The following is a 14,955-nucleotide window of genomic DNA, read 5'->3' as shown; positions in this document are numbered from 1 at the left end:
GTTCGTAGCGACAGCGTATGAAAGGCGGACCCAGTTGGGTTCTGAACGCAACCTACAACTTTGCAAACCCATTCTCGTAGCACTGCCAGCGCGTACCGGTATTACCTGGGTCCGCCGCATTCGCGGCGGATGACACCTGTTGGTTGGAAGAGCGGCGCACTATCCCCTTGTCACAAACGTATCGATCACCTTCTTCTCGCCGGCCTTGTCGAAATCCACCGTGAGCTTGTTGCCTTCCACCGCGTTCACGATGCCGTACCCGAATTTCTGGTGGAAGATGCGGTCGCCGCGCGCGTAGTGCGACGACTCCGGATCGGAGGTCTGGATCGTGTGCGCCTGCGCCTCGATCAGCGGCGGCCGCGTCCGCGCCCCGCCGCTCGCGGCGCGATTGGCCTGCGCCCGCTTCCACCCCGGGCTGTCATAGGTCGAGGCGAAGCCGCCGGCATTCATGTTGTCGCGGAAGCCCACGCTGCCGCCGTAAAAACCTTCGTCCACCGTGGTCTCGACATGCTCCTCCGGCAGCTCGGTGATGAAGCGCGAGGGCAGGGCGCTCTGCCAGCTCCCATGCACCCGACGGTTCGCCGCGAACGACACCCGGATGCGCTGGCGCGCCCGCGTCAGCCCGACATAGGCGAGCCGCCGCTCCTCCTCCAGCCCCGCCAGCCCGTTCTCGTCCATGGTCCGCTGCGAAGGGAACAGCCCTTCCTCCCAGCCCGGCAGGAACACGGTGTTGAACTCCAGCCCCTTCGCCGCATGCAGCGTCATCAGGTTGATGCGGTCGCCGGTCTCGTCCTGCGCGATCTCCATCACCAGCGAGACATGCTCCAGGAACGCCGCCAGCGACTCGAAACTCTCCATCGAGCGGACGAATTCCTTCAGATTCTCCAGCCGCCCCGGCGCCTCCGCCGACTTGTCGGCCTTCAGCATGTCGGTATAGCCCGACTCGTCGAGCACCATCTCGGCAAGCTCCGTATGCGGAATGACCCGCGCCGTGTCGGTCCAGCGCGAAAAATTCGCCGCCAGCTCGCCGAGCGCCTTGCGTGCCTTGGGCGGCAGCTCGTCGGTGCCGGCGATCTCGCGCGCCGCCGACAGCAGCGGCATCGCCCGCGCCCGCGCATAGGTGTGCAGCGCCTGCACCGAGGCGTCGCCGATGCCGCGCTTGGGCTTGTTGACGATGCGCTCGAAGGCGAGATCGTCGTCGCCCTGCGCGATCAGCCGCAGATAAGCCATCGCGTCGCGGATTTCCGCGCGCTCATAGAAGCGCGGGCCGCCGATCACCCGATAGGGCAGGCCGAGCGCGATGAAGCGGTCCTCGAATTCGCGCATCTGGAACGAGGCGCGCACCAGGATGGCCATCTGCCCGAAGGCCTGGCCCTGGCGGTGCAGGTCCTCCGCGTCGCTCGCGATGGTCCGCGCCTCTTCCTCGGCGTCCCACACGCCCTGGACCTTGATCTTCTCCCCGGCATCGCCCTCGGTCCACAGCGTCTTGCCGAGCCGTCCCTTGTTCGCCGCGATCAGCCCCGAGGCGGCGCCCAGGATCGCCGGGGTCGAGCGGTAATTGCGCTCCAGCCGGATCACTTTCGCGCCCGGAAAGTCGCGCTCGAAGCGCAGGATGTTCTCGACCTCCGCGCCGCGCCAGCCATAGATCGACTGGTCGTCGTCGCCCACGACGCAGACATTGCCGGACGCGGTCGCGAGGATCTTCAGCCAAAGATACTGCACCGCGTTGGTGTCCTGGTACTCGTCGACCAGCATGTAGCGGAAGCGCTCGCGATAATCGGCCAGGATGTCCGCATGGCCCTTCAGGATGTTCAGCGTGTGCAGCAAGAGGTCGCCGAAATCCGCCGCGTTCAGGTCCTTCAGCCGCTGCTGGTATTGCGCATAGAGCTCGCGCCCCTTGCCGAAGGCATAGCCGTGCCCTTCGCCCTCCGGCACGTCGCCGGGCGACAGGCCGCGGTTCTTCCAGTCGTCGATGGTCGAGGCGAGCGTCCGCGCCGGCCAGCGCTTCTCGTCGATGCCGACGGCCTCGATGAGCTGCTTCATCAGGCGGAGCTGGTCGTCGGTGTCGAGGATGGTGAAGTTGGACTTGAGCCCCACGAGCTCGGCATGCCGCCGCAGCATCCGCGCCCCGATGGAATGGAAGGTGCCGAGCCATTGCATGCCCTCGACCACGCCGCCGATGAGGGTACCGATGCGCTCCTTCATCTCGCGCGCCGCCTTGTTGGTGAAGGTCACGCTGAGGATCTGCCCCGGCCATGCCTTGCGCGTCGCGAGGATATGGGCGAGGCGCGTGGTCAGGACCCGGGTCTTGCCGGTGCCGGCGCCGGCCAGCACCAGCACGGGTCCGTCGATCGCCTCGACGGCTTCGCGCTGTTCCTTGTTGAGACCCGCGAAATAAGGCGGCTCGCGCGGAACCGGCTGGGTTTCGGGCGCGCGGTCGTCGTCGCCGCCGAAAGCGTCGTCCAGGGGATCGTTGTAGCGGTTGCCGAAACCGCTCATGGCGTCGCACGCGATTCTGAGAGCATGAACCAATGTAGAACTTGTGGGCGGCGATTTCACCCCTGGCGGGACGGCGAAACCGCGCAACTCCCAACATCTTGCCGGCCGCCCCTTGGGCGGCCATCCCATATTCGCACGCGGAGCCGCGGAGAACGCCGCGGCTCCGCGTGAATCATCGGCGCGAACGCGCCGGCGTTACGGGTCCCCCGCCGTGAACGGCGAGCAGCACGGCTTGGCCACCGCATGGAACTCCATGATCTCGGCGCGGGTGCCGTCCGGGTCGTAGAGGTTGTATTGCCACGTGCCGTCGCGCCCGGTCTTCGGCCCGTCATTCCGGCCCGGACGCTCCGTCGCCGTCAGCAGCGTCACCGCATCGCGGATATTCGCCACGCCGAGCGAGAAGTGATCGAGTACGCCGGCGATCGTCCCACTCATCGCGTCCGGGATGCCATGGTCGGGCGGGCCCTGCTGCACCATGTATTCGAGCCAGTCGGTGCCGTCCGGCACCAGCAGCGAGATCCACTCCGCGCCCTTGCCCTCCGCGCCGCCCCACCAATAGGGCCGGAAGCCGAGCAGCGTGCGATAGAACGCATCCTCCCTGTCGCGGTCGTGCACGATATAGCCGACGGCACCGCCGTGATGGGCACCGGCGCCGCGACGGCGGCGGTCGCGAACAGCGCGAGCAGTAGAATATAGCCTTTCGCCATCACGGCCTCCCGCCCATGTGAGCGCTAACTGGCAGGACAAGAGGGAAACGCCGCGCCGGCAACCTCAGAACAGGCGGTGGCCGAGCCAGGCGATGGTAAACGCGCTCGCCGCCATGGCGATGAGGCCGATCAGCCGTCCGGCGCGGCTGTCGTCCTGCCGGGCAATCCAGAACAGCGCGAACCCGCCGAGGAAAACCGCGAGCAGGACGAGCAGGCCGAAGAGATGCGCGACGATGTGCATGGCGCGAGGTTGCCAGAATTGGCGCGCAATTGCCCGCGGCATGTCGAACGCACAAAATCCGCCCGCGCTGCTTACGCCCTGTGCATCAACCAGTTCGCCAAGGCGCATCGTCGCGCCGTCATCGCCGCATGGAAAGGCGACGCATTTCATGCACAATGGTCCACAGGGGTGGTGTTGGGGCAGACGGCGGATGAACAAGGCCGGGTGGGTGGATGTGTGGCATTTGGTGGTCGCGATCATGTCGCGCCAGCCGCCCTTCGTTCAGATCATGTGCGCGACAGGCGTGGTTTTTATCGCCGTGATGGCGGTGGAGGGCCTGCGCACCAGCCTCGCCGCGATCTGGCGCGCCCATCGCGCGCCGCCGGTCCCGGCGCCGGTCAAGAACGAGCCGGTGGCGCTTGCCGCGCCCGCCGCCGCGGCGGACGCGCCGGCCACGCGCGCTTTTTCCGTCCGCAGTGTCCCGCGTGCCGCAGCAACCAGCGCGCGAAAACGCAAGCCGTTAACCGTGGCGGCCCGCCAATTCCGCAGTCCGCGCCCCACAATCCGGCGTCATCCGATGCTCGACTTCGCTTCGGCCGGCGAAATGCCCCATTTTTCGGCAGACACCGTCCTGCAACATGAAGGCGTATAGTTCCCGCCACGCACCTTGAGGGGGAACGGCATGCAGGAAGACATCGGCAAACTGGTGGTCCGGCTCGGCGTCGGCGGGCTGCTTTTGTTTCACGGCATTCACAAGCTTCTGACCGGCATCGCGGACATCAAGACGATGGTGGTGGCGCACCATCTGCCCGACGCGGTCGCCTATGGCGTCTATGCGGGCGAGATCGTCGGCCCGATCCTGGTGATCCTCGGCCTGTTCGCGCGGCTGGGCGGCCTGCTCATCACGGCCAACATGATCGTCGCCATCGTCCTGGCCGGCACCGCGATGCTCTTTCAGCTCAACGCCTATGGCGGCTATGCGCTGGAGCTGGAGACCTTCTACCTGCTCGGCGGCCTGTCGGTCGCGCTGCTCGGTGCCGGCCGGATCGGCCTGAACATCGGCGGCAACTGGAACTGAGAATCCACCCTCCCCTTGCGAGAGGGTCGAAATTCGCGAAGCGAATTTCGGGGAGGGGGCCGGCGGATCGGCCAACCTCTCCCCGAAAAAGCGCGCGCACATGCGCTGTCGCGACGCGTCGCTGCGATTTTTCGTGCCCTCGAGGGGAGGTCCTCATTTCAGCAAGAAATGCCCCCGCAGTCCCGCGATGGGCTTCGCCTCGTCCTCCTGCCACATCGTGGCGTGGACGTTCACCACGCGGCGCCCCTGGCGCGCCAGCGTCGCGCTCGCATGGCTCGCGACCGGCCGGCCGGTCCGCAGATAGTCGATGGTGATGTCCACCGGCTTGGGCAGCGCCGCGCTCTTGGTCGCCCACACCGTCTGCACGATGGCCGCGGTCTCCAGGAGCGAGCCGATCACCCCGCCATGGATCGCCGGCAGCACCGGATTGCCGATCAGCTTCTCGTCGAACGGCATTTCCAGGATCACCCGCGTCCCGTCGAGTCGCGCGGCCAGGCCGAGGAAGGCGCAATAGGGCACCGCCGCGATCAGGGCGCTCACATCGGGGGCGACGCCTTCGCGCGCCGCTTTGGCGAGAAGCTCCATCGTCGTCAGCCCGGCTTGAGGTCGGTGATCATGAAGGCCGCGGTGGCGAGCGCGATGGGCTCGCCTTCGCTTTCCTGGAAGGCGCGGCCGCGCGCGAACACGATCTGGCGCGTGATCTTCACGCATTCGGCCTCCACCGTGATGTCGGCGCCGGGCTTTGCCGCCTTGAGGTAGTCGATCCGAAGATCGAGCGTCGCGATGCTCCGCATCCCGCCATCCTCCGGCGGGCGCAGGCTGAGCGCCGAGCCGACCGCCATGCCGCAGGCCTGGTCGAGCAGGCCGGTGATCGCCCCGCCATGGACCACGCCGGTCTCCGGATTGCCGACAAGGTGCGGCGCATAGGGCAGGCGCATGACGCTGCGGCCCGGCACCGCCTCGACCACGATCGCGCCCAGCGCGTTCAGGAAAGCCGTCCCGCCCTGCGCGGAGATCGCCTGCTGGAACCGCTCGCTGGGGGTATCGCTCATGCCCGGATCGTCTATCACCGATCCCACTATGTCATGCCCGCGCGGGCGGGCATCCAGCGACTGGGGGGAAAGTCCGACCGCGCGGCCTTGCAACCCTTCGGAAAGCCCCCAACTTAGATTCGCCGGATGGCCCCGTCGTGCAAAGCCGGGGAGGCCGAGAGGGGGTACCCCTCGGATTTCCGCGGTTCAAATGGGCGGAAGGATCCGCTCACGAGATCGCGAAAACAGTACGATGTGGTCCGGGCTGCTCAACCTACTACATCTTGTGGTTCCCTGGCAGGCGCCTCCGCGGAAAAATTGACGAGGTGTCACTAATCGTTAGAATCCGCCGGTCACTTAGCGAGACCGTCATGGATTCGTCACTCCTGAAGCCCGTCCTCCGTCCCGAGCCGCTCGGCAAGCGCGAGCAGACCAAGGTGCAGAACCGGGAGCTGATCCTGGACGCCGCCCGCAAGGTCTTCGCCGAGCTCGGCTTCGGCGCCACCACGGTGCGCGACATCATCCGCGCCACCCCGCTCGCCTCGGGGACCTTCTACAACTACTTCAAATCCAAGGAGGAAGTGTTCCAGGCGATCCAGGACGAGCTGGCGCTGACGATCCGGCCGCGCCTGCGCGACGAGCGCCGCAAGGCCAGGACGGTGGAGGAGTTCATCTCCTCGACCTTCCGCACCTTCCTGGAGTTCATGGCCGAAGACCACATGGCCGTCCGCACCATCCGCCACAGCGCCGACACCACGAGGTTCCGCGTCCACACGCCCGAGATCGTCGCCGGCTTCGAGGAGCTGCGCGAGGACATCGAGAAGGCGATCCAGGAGGGCCTGTTCCCGCCGATCGACGCCGACTACCTGATGGCCGCCATCGTCGGCGTCGCCTTCGAGGTCGGCGAGCGCATGGTCCAGCGCGAGAAGCGCGATCCCGTGGCGGCCGCCAATTTCGCCACCGCGCTGTTCATCGGCGGCATCCGCACCCTGCCCAACGCCGATCGCCCGGCGACCGAGACGGGCACGGCGTGAAGGCCATCCTCTGCCGCGCGCTCGGCGACGACATCGGCGCGTTGACGCTCGAAGACGTCGACCTGCCGCCCTCTGGGCCGGGCCAGGCGCGGGTGCGCATCCGCGCCGCGGCGGTGAACTTCCCCGATATCCTGACCGTCCAGGGCAAGTACCAGCACAAGCCGGACCTGCCCTTCATCCCCGGCACCGAAGCCGCCGGCGACGTCGTCGCGGTGAGCGAGGGCGTGTCGAATGTCGGGATCGGTGACCGCGTGATCGTCGGCGGTCTCGGCTGCTACGCCGAGGAGATCCAGGTCCCGGCGGTGGGCCTGCGTCCGATCCCCAAGGGCATCGCCTATGCCGAGGCGGCGAGCTTCACCGTCGCCTATCTCACGGCTTACGTCGCGCTGGTCCGCCGCGCCCGGCTGGAGGCCGGCGAATGGCTTCTGGTGCACGGCGCCGCCGGCGGCGTCGGCCTCGCGGCGGTCGATCTCGGCAAGCATCTGGGCGCCAAGGTCATCGCCACCGCCTCGACCGGGACCAAGCGGGCCTTCCTCAAGGACTACGGCGCCGACCATGTCTTTCCCTCATCCGGCTTCCGCGAGCAGGTGAAGGCGCTGACCGGCGGCGAGGGCGCCAATGTGATCTACGATCCCGTCGGCGGCGACGTGTTCGACGAGAGCACGCGCTGCATCGCCTTCGACGGCCGTATCCTGATCATCGGCTTCACCAGCGGCCGCATCCCCTCCATCGGCGTGAACATGCCGCTGATCAAGGGCTATTCGATCCTGGGCGTGCGCGCCGGCGAATACGGCCGCAAATTCCCCGAGAAGGGCCGCCAGAACATGTTCGCGATCACGAAACTTCTGGCCGAAAAGAAAATCCGTCCGCACATCCATGCGCGGTTTCCGCTCGCGCAGGCCGTCGATGCGATGCGCACGCTCCAGGACCGCAGCGTGATCGGCAAAGTGGTGATCGAACCCTAGATGGCGCGCTGGAAACAGGAAGAGACGGTGGAGGCGCAGCTCGAGCTCCTGCTGCGCAGCCTGTGCGACGACTGGGGGTTCAATCTCTCGGACGCCAAGGTCCGCGCCATCGTGACGGCCAAGCGGATCGACGCCAGGCAATTCGCGCTCGACGTGCTCAAGGCCGACGGCTACGAGGACCCCGAAGACGAGATCCGCTGGATCCGCCGCATCAAGCGCCGCTTCGTCCAGCACTTCGGACAGCTCGTGGTCGAACAGTAACCCCCACTGTCATCCCCTTCGGCTTACGTCCTTGATGTGCGGCAGGGCGCCGAGTTGGCGGACGATCTCGTCGACGTCGTCCGCTGTCAGCCGGATCAGTGTGATCGTCACGCTCTCGCTGCCGGGCTCGTCGCCGGGCGTCGCGACATAGCGCGCAATGCGCCGCGCGCGATAGCCGAGCGCCGCCTCCAGCGCCGCCATCGACATCGTGCCTTCTTCGGCCGTGAAGCGGATTTCGTGGCTGCGATTGCGGCGCTGCAGCCTTTCCTCCAGCGGCTTGATCCCCGTCAGGATGATCAGGATCACGATCGTGGCCGCCACGGCCTCGACATAGAGGCCGCCGCCGACCGCCAGCCCGATGGCCGCGACGCTCCACAGGCTTGCCGCGGTGGTGAGGCCCCGGATGACGTCGCCGCGCAGGAGGATCGAGCCGGCCCCGAGAAAGCCGATGCCCGACACGACCTGCGCCGCGATGCGCGAGGGATCGAGGATGACGTGCTGCGTGCCCAGGATGTCGGCGAAGCCGAAGGCCGACACGATCATGAACAGGCAGGCGCCGACGCAGACCAGCATGTGCGTGCGTAGGCCGGCGGCCCAGACCAGGCGCTCGCGATCCGCGCCGATCACGCTGCCCAGCAGGGCGGCGACCAGCAGCCGCAGCACGAGCTGTCCGTCGAACGGGTTTACGAGGTTCGCCCAATTCATGCCGTGCCAACGGGCCCCGCGCGGTTGCGTTCCCGCGAGCTTATGGCCTCGGTCAGGCCGTGGCCAGCTTGTCGCGTGCCCTCGATGTCGCTGTCACGGAACGCGGCCGCACGCGACTACGCCGCGACCGAAGGCGTTCCGATTGAGATGAACAGATCAGCCGGTACGTGAAACCGATCCCGCAGCCGCTTGACCATCGTCATGCTCAACTCGCGCTTGCCGGCCAGGACTTCGCTGACGCGGCTGGGCGTCCCGAGCAGCGGCACCAGATCGGCGCGCGTTAAGCCGTGCTGGTCCATCAGATAGGTCAGGAGTTCGGGCAAGCGCGCGTCCCGGCGCGGCCAACGCGATTTTTCATAGGCTTCGACCAGCCGCGCCTGCGCCGCCATCCGGGCGCGATCGGCCGGATCGTCCGACGCCATCAGCTTCTCGATCAAGCCAAGCGCTTCGCGGTGGTCGGCATCGTTCTGAACGATGATCAATGTCGCTTTCATCACACGGTCTCCGCGTCGATCTCGTCATACTCCGCATGCGTTCCGAAAAACCGGGTCATCAGCACGCCGTCCCGGTATTGAACCAATGCGATCAGGCGAAAATCGTTGGCCTTGATGTTGAACACCACGCGCCCGCCCTTGAGAATGCTCGCCTTCGGGTGAGACGCCTTCACATCGGCGGGCAATTTCCAGTCCGCGGCCCGCGCGATGCTCAGCCATGCATCATATTGTGCGCGCGCCGCTTTGATGCCGCGGCTTCCCGCGCGCTTCGCGAAATACCGCTCCACCAGATCGGTGCCGACGCCGATCATGTCACAGCAAGATAGACCGAATTTCCCAAAAATGGAAGCACATCTTCCAATTTCTGGAACGGAAGCTCAACCCGCCAGCTTGTCCAGCGCCTTCAGGATCGCCGCGGTCATTTCGCTCGTGCCGACCTTGGTCATGCCCGGCTGCAGGATATCCGGCGTGCGGTAGCCCTCCGCCAGCGCGCGCTCCACCGCCTTCTCCAGCAGCGTTGCGTCCTCGCCGCGCCCGAAGGAATAGCGCAGCGCCATCGCGAACGACAAAATGCAGGCGATCGGATTGGCCACGCCCTTGCCGGCGATGTCCGGCGCGCTGCCGTGGATCGGCTCGTAGAGCGCGAGCTGCCTGCCGTTCGCGTCCTTCGCGCCCAGCGAGGCCGACGGCAGCATGCCGAGCGAGCCGGTGAGCTGCGCCGCCTCGTCCGAAAGAATATCGCCGAACAGATTGTCGGTCACGATCACGTCGAACTGCTTGGGATTGCGCACCAGTTGCATCGCCATCGCGTCCGCCAGCATGTGCGACAACGCCACGTCGGGGAATTCCGCGTCATGCACCTTCTGCACGACCTGCTTCCACAGCACGCCCGACACCATCACATTGTTCTTCTCGGCGGAGCACACCTTGCCGCCCCGCAGCCGCGCCAGCTCGAACGCCACCCGTGCGATGCGCTCGATCTCGTGCGTGGTGTAGACCTGCGTATCCACCGCGCGCTGCTGGCCGTCCGGCAGCGTCGTGATCTCTTTCGGCTCGCCGAAATAGACCCCGCCCGTCAACTCGCGCACGATGAGAATATCGAGCCCGGCAACAAGCTCGGGCTTCAGGCTCGAGGCATCCTTGAGCGCATCGAAGCAAATCGCCGGCCGCAGATTGGCGAACAGGCCGAGATCCTTGCGCAGCCTGAGCAGCCCGCGCTCCGGCTTCTTGTCGAAGGGCAGCGTGTCCCATTTGGGTCCGCCGACCGCGCCGAACAGCACGGCGTCCGCCGCCTTCGCCTTCGCGATGGTCGCGTCCGGCTCCGGCGTGCCCAGCGTCTCATAGGCGATGCCGCCGATCGGCGCCTCTTCGGTCTCGAAGGCGACGTTGCGGTTCCGCTCGAACCAGCCGAGCACGCGGCGCGTATCGGCGATCACTTCCGGCCCGATGCCGTCGCCGGGGGTCAGCAGCAGTTTATAGGTCATGGTCTCACGCCCACGGCATGTCGCGGGCGCGCTTGGCCTCGAAGTCGGAGATCTTCTGCTCGGCGCGCAGCGTCAGCCCGATATCGTCCCAGCCGTTCAGCAGGCATTGCTTGCGGAACGGGTCGATGTCGAATTTGATGCAGCCGCCGTCCGGCCCGCGGATTTCCTGTTTCTCCAGGTCGATGGAGAGCACCGCATTGGCGCCGCGCTCGGCGTCGTCCATCAGCTTGTCGATCTCCGCTTGCGGCAGCGCGATCGGCAGGATGCCGTTCTTGAAGCAGTTGTTGTAGAAGATGTCCGCGAAGCTCGGCGCCAGCACGCAGCGTATGCCGTAGTCGAGCAGTGCCCAGGGCGCGTGCTCGCGGCTCGAGCCGCAGCCGAAATTCTCGCCCGTGACGAGGATCTGCGCCTTCTTGTTGGCCGGCTTGTTCAGCACGAAGTCGGGGTTCAGGCTCCCGTCGGGACGCGTGCGCATTTCGTGGAACAGCGCCGAGCCGAGGCCGGTGCGCTTGATGGTTTTCAGGAATTGCTTGGGGATGATCATGTCGGTGTCGACATTGATCATCGGCAGGGGCGCCGCGACGCCTTCGAGTTTCTTGAATGGTTCCATGGCGGCGCGACCATAGCGATGCGACCACATGCCCTCAAGCTGGAATTGTTCCAATCCGCCCGCCGACGCGCTAGGCTTGACCTCGGGGCAGTGATGGGGTGGTGGCATGTTCGGGTTCTTGCGTGGCAGGCGTCAGGCTGCGGCACCGCCGAAAATCGAAGCCGCTCCGGCGCCCGAGCCGCCCAAGCCCGCCCCCGCGCCGCCCGCGCCGCCGCCCCTGAGCGGCGGGGACCTCCACATCCCGCGCGCCAAGCTGTCGCAGAAGACGCTGCACATGCACTACGCGATCAACTCGATCCGCGAGGAGCTGGAGGCGGTCGACTGGTACCGCCAGCGCGCCGAGGACACCGACGACGAGGAGTTGAAGGCGATCCTCCTGCACAACGCGGACGAGGAGATCGAGCACGCCTCGATGATCCTGGAATGGCTGCGCCGCGCCGACGCGCGCTTCGACAAGGAGCTGCGCGAATACCTCTTCACCGACGGCCCGATCATCGCGATGGAGAAGCGGGCGATGGGGCGAAGTTAGATCAGGACTCGCCCACTATCCCCAAATTCGTCATTGCCCGGCTTGTCCGGGCAACCCATTTTGGCCGCATGAAGAAAAATTGGGTCGCCCGCATAAAGCGGGCGATGACGACTTTTTCTTTGCATTTGACTCCGGCGCTCTACACCGGCTGCGTATCGTGGAACCGCGTCAGGTCCACCACCCGGCGGCCGTGCTTGTCCGACGACAGCACGTCGACGAATTTGTGCCCCCACACGATGTCGATGGCGGAATAGGAATGGCGGGCATAGACCCGGTCGGCCAGCGCCTCGTCCAGCCCGCTCAGCATCACGATGATCTCCATGTCCTGCTCGATCATCGTCTCCCGCGTGACGCCGTAGAGCGGGCTGTGGCGGTCCACCCGGTGCATGATGGTCCAGGACAGCGCGAACAGCGAGCTGCGCGGCCGCGCCGGGCGCAGGTCCTCGAACCGCCGCATCACGATCCCCTCGCGCGACGCCTGCTGGCGCGCCAGCGTCACGCGGATCTCGGCGTCGACGATGGAATTGCCGCGCTGGTTGGCGGCGCGGAACATCAGCGTCGGCACGCCGTCATAGGGCATGACCACGGCGCAGCGCGAGAACACGATCCGCGCGAAGGGCCGCGAGAACCGCGCGAACATCGAGCCGGTGAACAGCGCCGTCATGAGCAGGCCGAAGAAACCCTCCACGCTCACCACGATCCGGGCATAGGTGGTCTGCGGCGCGAAGCCGGAATAGTTGATCGAGGTGATGGTCTCGATCGCGAACAGATAGACGTCCCAGAAATTGCCGTGGCGGGCATGCGCCAGCGGCGTCGGATCGGCGAGATAGAGCAGGGCGAAGAACGCGGTGACGGCGACGAAGAACGCGAACAGGCCCAGGAAGAACAGCCACCACGGCGCGGTCAGCGCCGTGTGGTAGAAATCCTTCCACCGCGTATGGTCCTGGCCCTTCACGATGGCGACGCGCGCGCCCGGCGGGGCGAACATCAGGTTGGGCGCCCAGCGCGACGGCGCGATCGGCTCGCCCGCGCCGCCGTCGGGATTTTCGCGTTCTATGCTCACGCTACGGCCCGTTCCTGTGGCATACGCTGAACCGTTCCTGGAGGGAGAGATATGCGGTTTACCGTCCTGACGGCAACAACCCTGCTCCTGCTGGCGGGTTCCGCCCGCGCCGAGGGGCTCTGGGACATTTACGAGAAAAATTTCGCGCACGCGAAATACATCGATCTCACCCATACCATCGCGCCGGGCATTCCGGTGTGGCACGGTTTCGCGCCTTCGGCCTTCGCGCCGACGGTCGATCCCCTGACCGGCAAGCCCTACACCTACAAGGCGGACGGCTTCGAGGCCTCGCACTACGATCTGCAGACCGACCAGCTCGGCACCCAGCTCGATCCGCCGGCGCATTGGGCGCCGGAATATCCCGCGATCGACGAATTGCCCGCGAGCTATTCGCTGCGCCCTCTGGTCGTGATCTCCATCGTGCCGCAGGTGAAGAAGAATTTCGGCTATCAGATGCAGGTCGGCGACGTCCTGGCCTGGGAGAAGATGCATGGCCGCATTCCCGCCGGCTCGGTGGTCTTCATCCGCTCCGACTGGTCGAAGCGCTGGCCGGACCCCAAGCTCGCCGCCGAGACGCAATTCCCCGGCGTGACGCTGGCGGCGCTTCAGTTCCTGCATCTGCAGCGGCACATCCTGTTCCACGGCCATGAGGCGCTCGACACCGACACGACGCCGACGCTGGAAGGCGAATCCTGGCTGATGCATCACGGCTACGCGCAGGCGGAGGGCGTGGCCAATCTCGACAAGGTGGCGGCGACGGGTTGTCTCCTCGCCTTCGGTTTTCCGAAGCTGAAGGGCGGCACCGGCGGCTACGCCCGCTACATCGCGATCTGTCCGAGTTCGTGGAAATACGGCGACACGCCGGGACGAGGCGACGCACCGCTGCCGAAATCCGCGCATCCGCTCCACTGGGACCCGAAAGCCGGCGCGCGGGTACGATGAGTTTTCCTCTCCCGCGAGCGGGAGAGGACGCAAAATCCTGCGCTTAGCGTAGCACAGCGAAGCTAAGCGCTTGGATTTTGCTAGGTGAGGGGTACCGGCTTGGCGGACACCCGGCTCGCCAGGCGCGAGCAAGCCTCTACGCCCTGCCGCTCGCCTTCAGATACGCCACCCATTTGGCGCGCTGCTCGCGTCCCAGCTCGTGCAGGTAGTCCCAGGAGAACAGCCCGGTGTCGTGGCCGTCGTCGAACACGATCCGCACCGCGTAATTGCCGACCGGCTCCAGCGCCCGGATCGTCACGCCGGCCTTGCCGGTCACGATCTGCTTCTGCCCCTGGCCATGGCCCTGCACCTCGGCGCTGGGCGATTCCACCCGCAGATATTCCGCCGGCAGCACGAAGCGCTCGCCGGTGTCGAACTCGACTGTGAGCTGGGTCTTCGCCGGATTGAGCCGAAGCTCGACCGGCCAGGGCCTGGTCGCCGCCGCCGTCATCGCGCGTCGCGCTCGGCGTCGGAAAGCTCGCGCGCCTCGGAGGCCAGCATGATCGGCACCCCCGCGCGGATCGGATAGGCGAGGCCCGCCTGCCGGCTCACCAGCTCTTGGCGTTCGCGGTCATAGGTTAGCGGCCCCTTGGTCACCGGACAGACCAGGATTTCGAGCAGCTTGGGATCGGTCTGCATCGCCTCAATTGACCGTGTTCGAACCGGTCGAGGTCCCCGCCATTTCGAGCAGCGCCAGGAGCGTGCTGACCCGGTCGGTCCATTCCGGCGCTTCCAGCAGCGCCTGCTTCTCGTTCGGCTCGAACGGGCAGAGCATGGCGAGCGCGTTGACCAGCGTTTCCGCCGGCGCGTTCATCACGCTTTTCCAATCCGCCTTCAGCTCGCGGCGCGACAGATATTCGTTGAGCGCCGCCAGCAGGCGCTCGCGCGGGAAGTCCTGGTCGTCGCGCTCGGCAAGGTCGCCGGCGAAGGGCGCGAAGTCGGGCTTCACGGCGCGGAACGAGGCCGGCGTGTCCAGCTCCTCCGCCACGCGGAAGCGGCAGATGCCGGTCAGGGTGATGAGATAGCGCCCGTCCTCGGTCTCGCGATAGGCGGTGATGCGCCCGGCGCAGCCGATCTGCGTCAGCGCGGGCTTCAGTGCCTTGTCCTCGTGCTCGGTCGGCTGGATCAGGCCGATCAGCCGGCTGCCCGAGATCGCCGATTCCACCAGCGCCAGGTAGCGCGGCTCGAATACGTTGAGCGGCAGATGCCCGCGCGGCAGAAGCAGCACGCCGGTCAGCGGAAAGATGCCCAGCGTGCGCGGCAGGTCGTCGGTCGAATGATAGCGCCCAGCCAT

21 protein-coding genes are annotated in these 14,955 nt (G+C 66.5%); 7 read left to right on the top strand and 14 right to left on the bottom strand.

The genetic code is table 11. The features are described 5' to 3' along the window. Window positions 1–159: 159 nt before the first annotated feature. The 3 genes from WDN01_11605 to WDN01_11595 form a co-directional block, all read right to left on the bottom strand. On the bottom strand, window positions 160–2,499 hold the full coding sequence (locus WDN01_11605; protein MEJ0026664.1) for a UvrD-helicase domain-containing protein: 2,340 nt from the start codon (window positions 2,497–2,499) through the stop codon (window positions 160–162). Between the two features lie 195 nt (window positions 2,500–2,694). After that, window positions 2,695–3,114 carry a VOC family protein gene (locus tag WDN01_11600; protein MEJ0026663.1) on the bottom strand — a complete coding sequence of 140 codons (420 nt, stop codon included), beginning with the start codon at window positions 3,112–3,114 and terminating at the stop codon, window positions 2,695–2,697. Window positions 3,115–3,270: 156 nt separating this feature from the next. Further along, window positions 3,271–3,597 (bottom strand): hypothetical protein, encoded by a 327-nt coding sequence (locus WDN01_11595; GenBank protein MEJ0026662.1) that lies wholly within the window; start codon window positions 3,595–3,597, stop codon window positions 3,271–3,273. Between the two features lie 40 nt (window positions 3,598–3,637). Between WDN01_11595 and WDN01_11590 the strand changes: the two genes are divergently transcribed. Continuing rightward, window positions 3,638–4,078 carry a hypothetical protein gene (locus WDN01_11590; protein ID MEJ0026661.1) on the top strand — a complete coding sequence of 147 codons (441 nt, stop codon included), beginning with the start codon at window positions 3,638–3,640 and terminating at the stop codon, window positions 4,076–4,078. Between the two features lie 30 nt (window positions 4,079–4,108). Continuing rightward, complete coding sequence (locus WDN01_11585; GenBank protein ID MEJ0026660.1) at window positions 4,109–4,504, top strand: DoxX family protein; 396 nt, start codon at window positions 4,109–4,111, stop codon at window positions 4,502–4,504. 153 nt (window positions 4,505–4,657) lie between these two features. On the opposite strand, the gene WDN01_11580 is transcribed toward WDN01_11585, so the two are convergent. Both WDN01_11580 and WDN01_11575 read right to left on the bottom strand, forming a co-directional pair. Further along, the gene (locus tag WDN01_11580) at window positions 4,658–5,089 is read right to left on the bottom strand and encodes a PaaI family thioesterase (protein ID MEJ0026659.1); all 432 of its coding nucleotides are present in this window, start codon (window positions 5,087–5,089) and stop codon (window positions 4,658–4,660) included. A 5-nt stretch (window positions 5,090–5,094) separates the two neighbouring features. Further along, window positions 5,095–5,556, bottom strand: a complete 462-nt coding sequence (locus WDN01_11575) for a PaaI family thioesterase (GenBank protein MEJ0026658.1) — start codon at window positions 5,554–5,556, stop codon at window positions 5,095–5,097. A 350-nt stretch (window positions 5,557–5,906) separates the two neighbouring features. Here WDN01_11575 and WDN01_11570 point away from each other — a divergent pair, with 350 nt between their 5' ends. The 3 genes from WDN01_11570 to WDN01_11560 are packed head-to-tail and all read left to right on the top strand — an operon-like array spanning window position 5,907 to window position 7,795. Next, window positions 5,907–6,569, top strand: a complete 663-nt coding sequence (locus tag WDN01_11570; protein ID MEJ0026657.1) for a TetR/AcrR family transcriptional regulator — start codon at window positions 5,907–5,909, stop codon at window positions 6,567–6,569. Continuing rightward, window positions 6,566–7,534: an NADPH:quinone oxidoreductase family protein gene (locus WDN01_11565; GenBank protein MEJ0026656.1), complete on the top strand. Its 969-nt coding sequence runs from the start codon at window positions 6,566–6,568 to the stop codon at window positions 7,532–7,534. The genes WDN01_11570 and WDN01_11565 overlap by 4 nt, the downstream gene beginning before the upstream one ends. Next, window positions 7,535–7,795, top strand: coding sequence for a hypothetical protein (locus tag WDN01_11560; protein MEJ0026655.1), 261 nt, complete (start codon window positions 7,535–7,537; stop codon window positions 7,793–7,795). Between the two features lie 9 nt (window positions 7,796–7,804). Here the strand turns inward: WDN01_11560 and WDN01_11555 are convergent, their stop codons facing one another. From WDN01_11555 to leuD, 5 genes are all read right to left on the bottom strand, one after another. Further along, on the bottom strand, window positions 7,805–8,500 hold the full coding sequence (locus tag WDN01_11555) for an MgtC/SapB family protein (protein ID MEJ0026654.1): 696 nt from the start codon (window positions 8,498–8,500) through the stop codon (window positions 7,805–7,807). A gap of 116 nt (window positions 8,501–8,616) precedes the next feature. Further along, window positions 8,617–8,994 carry a hypothetical protein gene (locus tag WDN01_11550; protein MEJ0026653.1) on the bottom strand — a complete coding sequence of 126 codons (378 nt, stop codon included), beginning with the start codon at window positions 8,992–8,994 and terminating at the stop codon, window positions 8,617–8,619. Further along, entirely contained in the window at window positions 8,994–9,305 is a 312-nt protein-coding gene (locus WDN01_11545; protein ID MEJ0026652.1) for a type II toxin-antitoxin system HigB family toxin, read from the bottom strand. The genes WDN01_11550 and WDN01_11545 overlap by 1 nt, the downstream gene beginning before the upstream one ends. Before the next feature lie 66 nt (window positions 9,306–9,371). Then, window positions 9,372–10,478 (bottom strand): 3-isopropylmalate dehydrogenase, encoded by a 1,107-nt coding sequence (gene leuB / locus WDN01_11540; protein MEJ0026651.1) that lies wholly within the window; start codon window positions 10,476–10,478, stop codon window positions 9,372–9,374. Between the two features lie 4 nt (window positions 10,479–10,482). Further along, window positions 10,483–11,196, bottom strand: coding sequence for a 3-isopropylmalate dehydratase small subunit (gene leuD, locus WDN01_11535; protein MEJ0026650.1), 714 nt, complete (start codon window positions 11,194–11,196; stop codon window positions 10,483–10,485). On the opposite strand from leuD, the gene WDN01_11530 reads away from it, so the two are divergent. Continuing rightward, window positions 11,195–11,617 (top strand): hypothetical protein, encoded by a 423-nt coding sequence (locus tag WDN01_11530; protein MEJ0026649.1) that lies wholly within the window; start codon window positions 11,195–11,197, stop codon window positions 11,615–11,617. The two genes, leuD and WDN01_11530, sit on opposite strands and share 2 nt — an antisense overlap. A 139-nt stretch (window positions 11,618–11,756) precedes the next feature. Here the strand turns inward: WDN01_11530 and WDN01_11525 are convergent, their stop codons facing one another. Next, window positions 11,757–12,680 carry an ion channel gene (locus WDN01_11525; GenBank protein MEJ0026648.1) on the bottom strand — a complete coding sequence of 308 codons (924 nt, stop codon included), beginning with the start codon at window positions 12,678–12,680 and terminating at the stop codon, window positions 11,757–11,759. A gap of 51 nt (window positions 12,681–12,731) precedes the next feature. Between WDN01_11525 and WDN01_11520 the strand changes: the two genes are divergently transcribed. Continuing rightward, entirely contained in the window at window positions 12,732–13,622 is an 891-nt protein-coding gene (locus WDN01_11520; GenBank protein MEJ0026647.1) for a cyclase family protein, read from the top strand. Window positions 13,623–13,758: 136 nt separating this feature from the next. On the opposite strand, the gene WDN01_11515 is transcribed toward WDN01_11520, so the two are convergent. From WDN01_11515 to WDN01_11505, 3 genes are read right to left on the bottom strand one after another with little or no spacing between them, the layout of a single operon-like run. After that, window positions 13,759–14,112, bottom strand: coding sequence for a DUF971 domain-containing protein (locus WDN01_11515; GenBank protein ID MEJ0026646.1), 354 nt, complete (start codon window positions 14,110–14,112; stop codon window positions 13,759–13,761). Next, complete coding sequence (locus WDN01_11510; protein ID MEJ0026645.1) at window positions 14,109–14,300, bottom strand: Trm112 family protein; 192 nt, start codon at window positions 14,298–14,300, stop codon at window positions 14,109–14,111. The genes WDN01_11515 and WDN01_11510 overlap by 4 nt, the downstream gene beginning before the upstream one ends. Window positions 14,301–14,304: 4 nt before the next feature. Further along, entirely contained in the window at window positions 14,305–14,955 is a 651-nt protein-coding gene (locus tag WDN01_11505; protein ID MEJ0026644.1) for an LON peptidase substrate-binding domain-containing protein, read from the bottom strand.

Origin of the sequence: Rhizomicrobium sp. (assembly GCA_037200985.1) — a bacterium.
Taxonomy (GTDB): Bacteria; Pseudomonadota; Alphaproteobacteria; order Micropepsales; family Micropepsaceae; genus Rhizomicrobium.
Note: the sequence above shows the minus strand (reverse complement) of the source record. Positions and strands in the feature narration are given on the sequence as shown.

What these genes read in the sequence shown, in the direction of transcription:
- WDN01_11545 (MEJ0026652.1), bottom strand. Translation starts at nt 9,305, where the DNA reads ATGATCGGCGTCGGCACCGATCTGGTGGAGCGGTATTTCGCGAAGCGC.
- leuB (MEJ0026651.1), bottom strand. Translation starts at nt 10,478, where the DNA reads ATGACCTATAAACTGCTGCTGACCCCCGGCGACGGCATCGGGCCGGAA.
- WDN01_11560 (MEJ0026655.1), top strand. Translation starts at nt 7,535, where the DNA reads ATGGCGCGCTGGAAACAGGAAGAGACGGTGGAGGCGCAGCTCGAGCTC.
- WDN01_11580 (MEJ0026659.1), bottom strand. Translation starts at nt 5,089, where the DNA reads ATGGAGCTTCTCGCCAAAGCGGCGCGCGAAGGCGTCGCCCCCGATGTG.
- WDN01_11595 (MEJ0026662.1), bottom strand. Translation starts at nt 3,597, where the DNA reads ATGAAATGCGTCGCCTTTCCATGCGGCGATGACGGCGCGACGATGCGC.
- WDN01_11570 (MEJ0026657.1), top strand. Translation starts at nt 5,907, where the DNA reads ATGGATTCGTCACTCCTGAAGCCCGTCCTCCGTCCCGAGCCGCTCGGC.
- WDN01_11605 (MEJ0026664.1), bottom strand. Translation starts at nt 2,499, where the DNA reads ATGAGCGGTTTCGGCAACCGCTACAACGATCCCCTGGACGACGCTTTC.
- WDN01_11555 (MEJ0026654.1), bottom strand. Translation starts at nt 8,500, where the DNA reads ATGAATTGGGCGAACCTCGTAAACCCGTTCGACGGACAGCTCGTGCTG.
- WDN01_11505 (MEJ0026644.1), bottom strand. Translation starts at nt 14,955, where the DNA reads ATGGCTGGGCGCTATCATTCGACCGACGACCTGCCGCGCACGCTGGGC.
- WDN01_11550 (MEJ0026653.1), bottom strand. Translation starts at nt 8,994, where the DNA reads ATGAAAGCGACATTGATCATCGTTCAGAACGATGCCGACCACCGCGAA.
- WDN01_11515 (MEJ0026646.1), bottom strand. Translation starts at nt 14,112, where the DNA reads ATGACGGCGGCGGCGACCAGGCCCTGGCCGGTCGAGCTTCGGCTCAAT.
- WDN01_11590 (MEJ0026661.1), top strand. Translation starts at nt 3,638, where the DNA reads ATGAACAAGGCCGGGTGGGTGGATGTGTGGCATTTGGTGGTCGCGATC.
- WDN01_11510 (MEJ0026645.1), bottom strand. Translation starts at nt 14,300, where the DNA reads ATGCAGACCGATCCCAAGCTGCTCGAAATCCTGGTCTGTCCGGTGACC.
- WDN01_11585 (MEJ0026660.1), top strand. Translation starts at nt 4,109, where the DNA reads ATGCAGGAAGACATCGGCAAACTGGTGGTCCGGCTCGGCGTCGGCGGG.
- WDN01_11530 (MEJ0026649.1), top strand. Translation starts at nt 11,195, where the DNA reads ATGTTCGGGTTCTTGCGTGGCAGGCGTCAGGCTGCGGCACCGCCGAAA.
- WDN01_11520 (MEJ0026647.1), top strand. Translation starts at nt 12,732, where the DNA reads ATGCGGTTTACCGTCCTGACGGCAACAACCCTGCTCCTGCTGGCGGGT.
- WDN01_11575 (MEJ0026658.1), bottom strand. Translation starts at nt 5,556, where the DNA reads ATGAGCGATACCCCCAGCGAGCGGTTCCAGCAGGCGATCTCCGCGCAG.
- leuD (MEJ0026650.1), bottom strand. Translation starts at nt 11,196, where the DNA reads ATGCCACCACCCCATCACTGCCCCGAGGTCAAGCCTAGCGCGTCGGCG.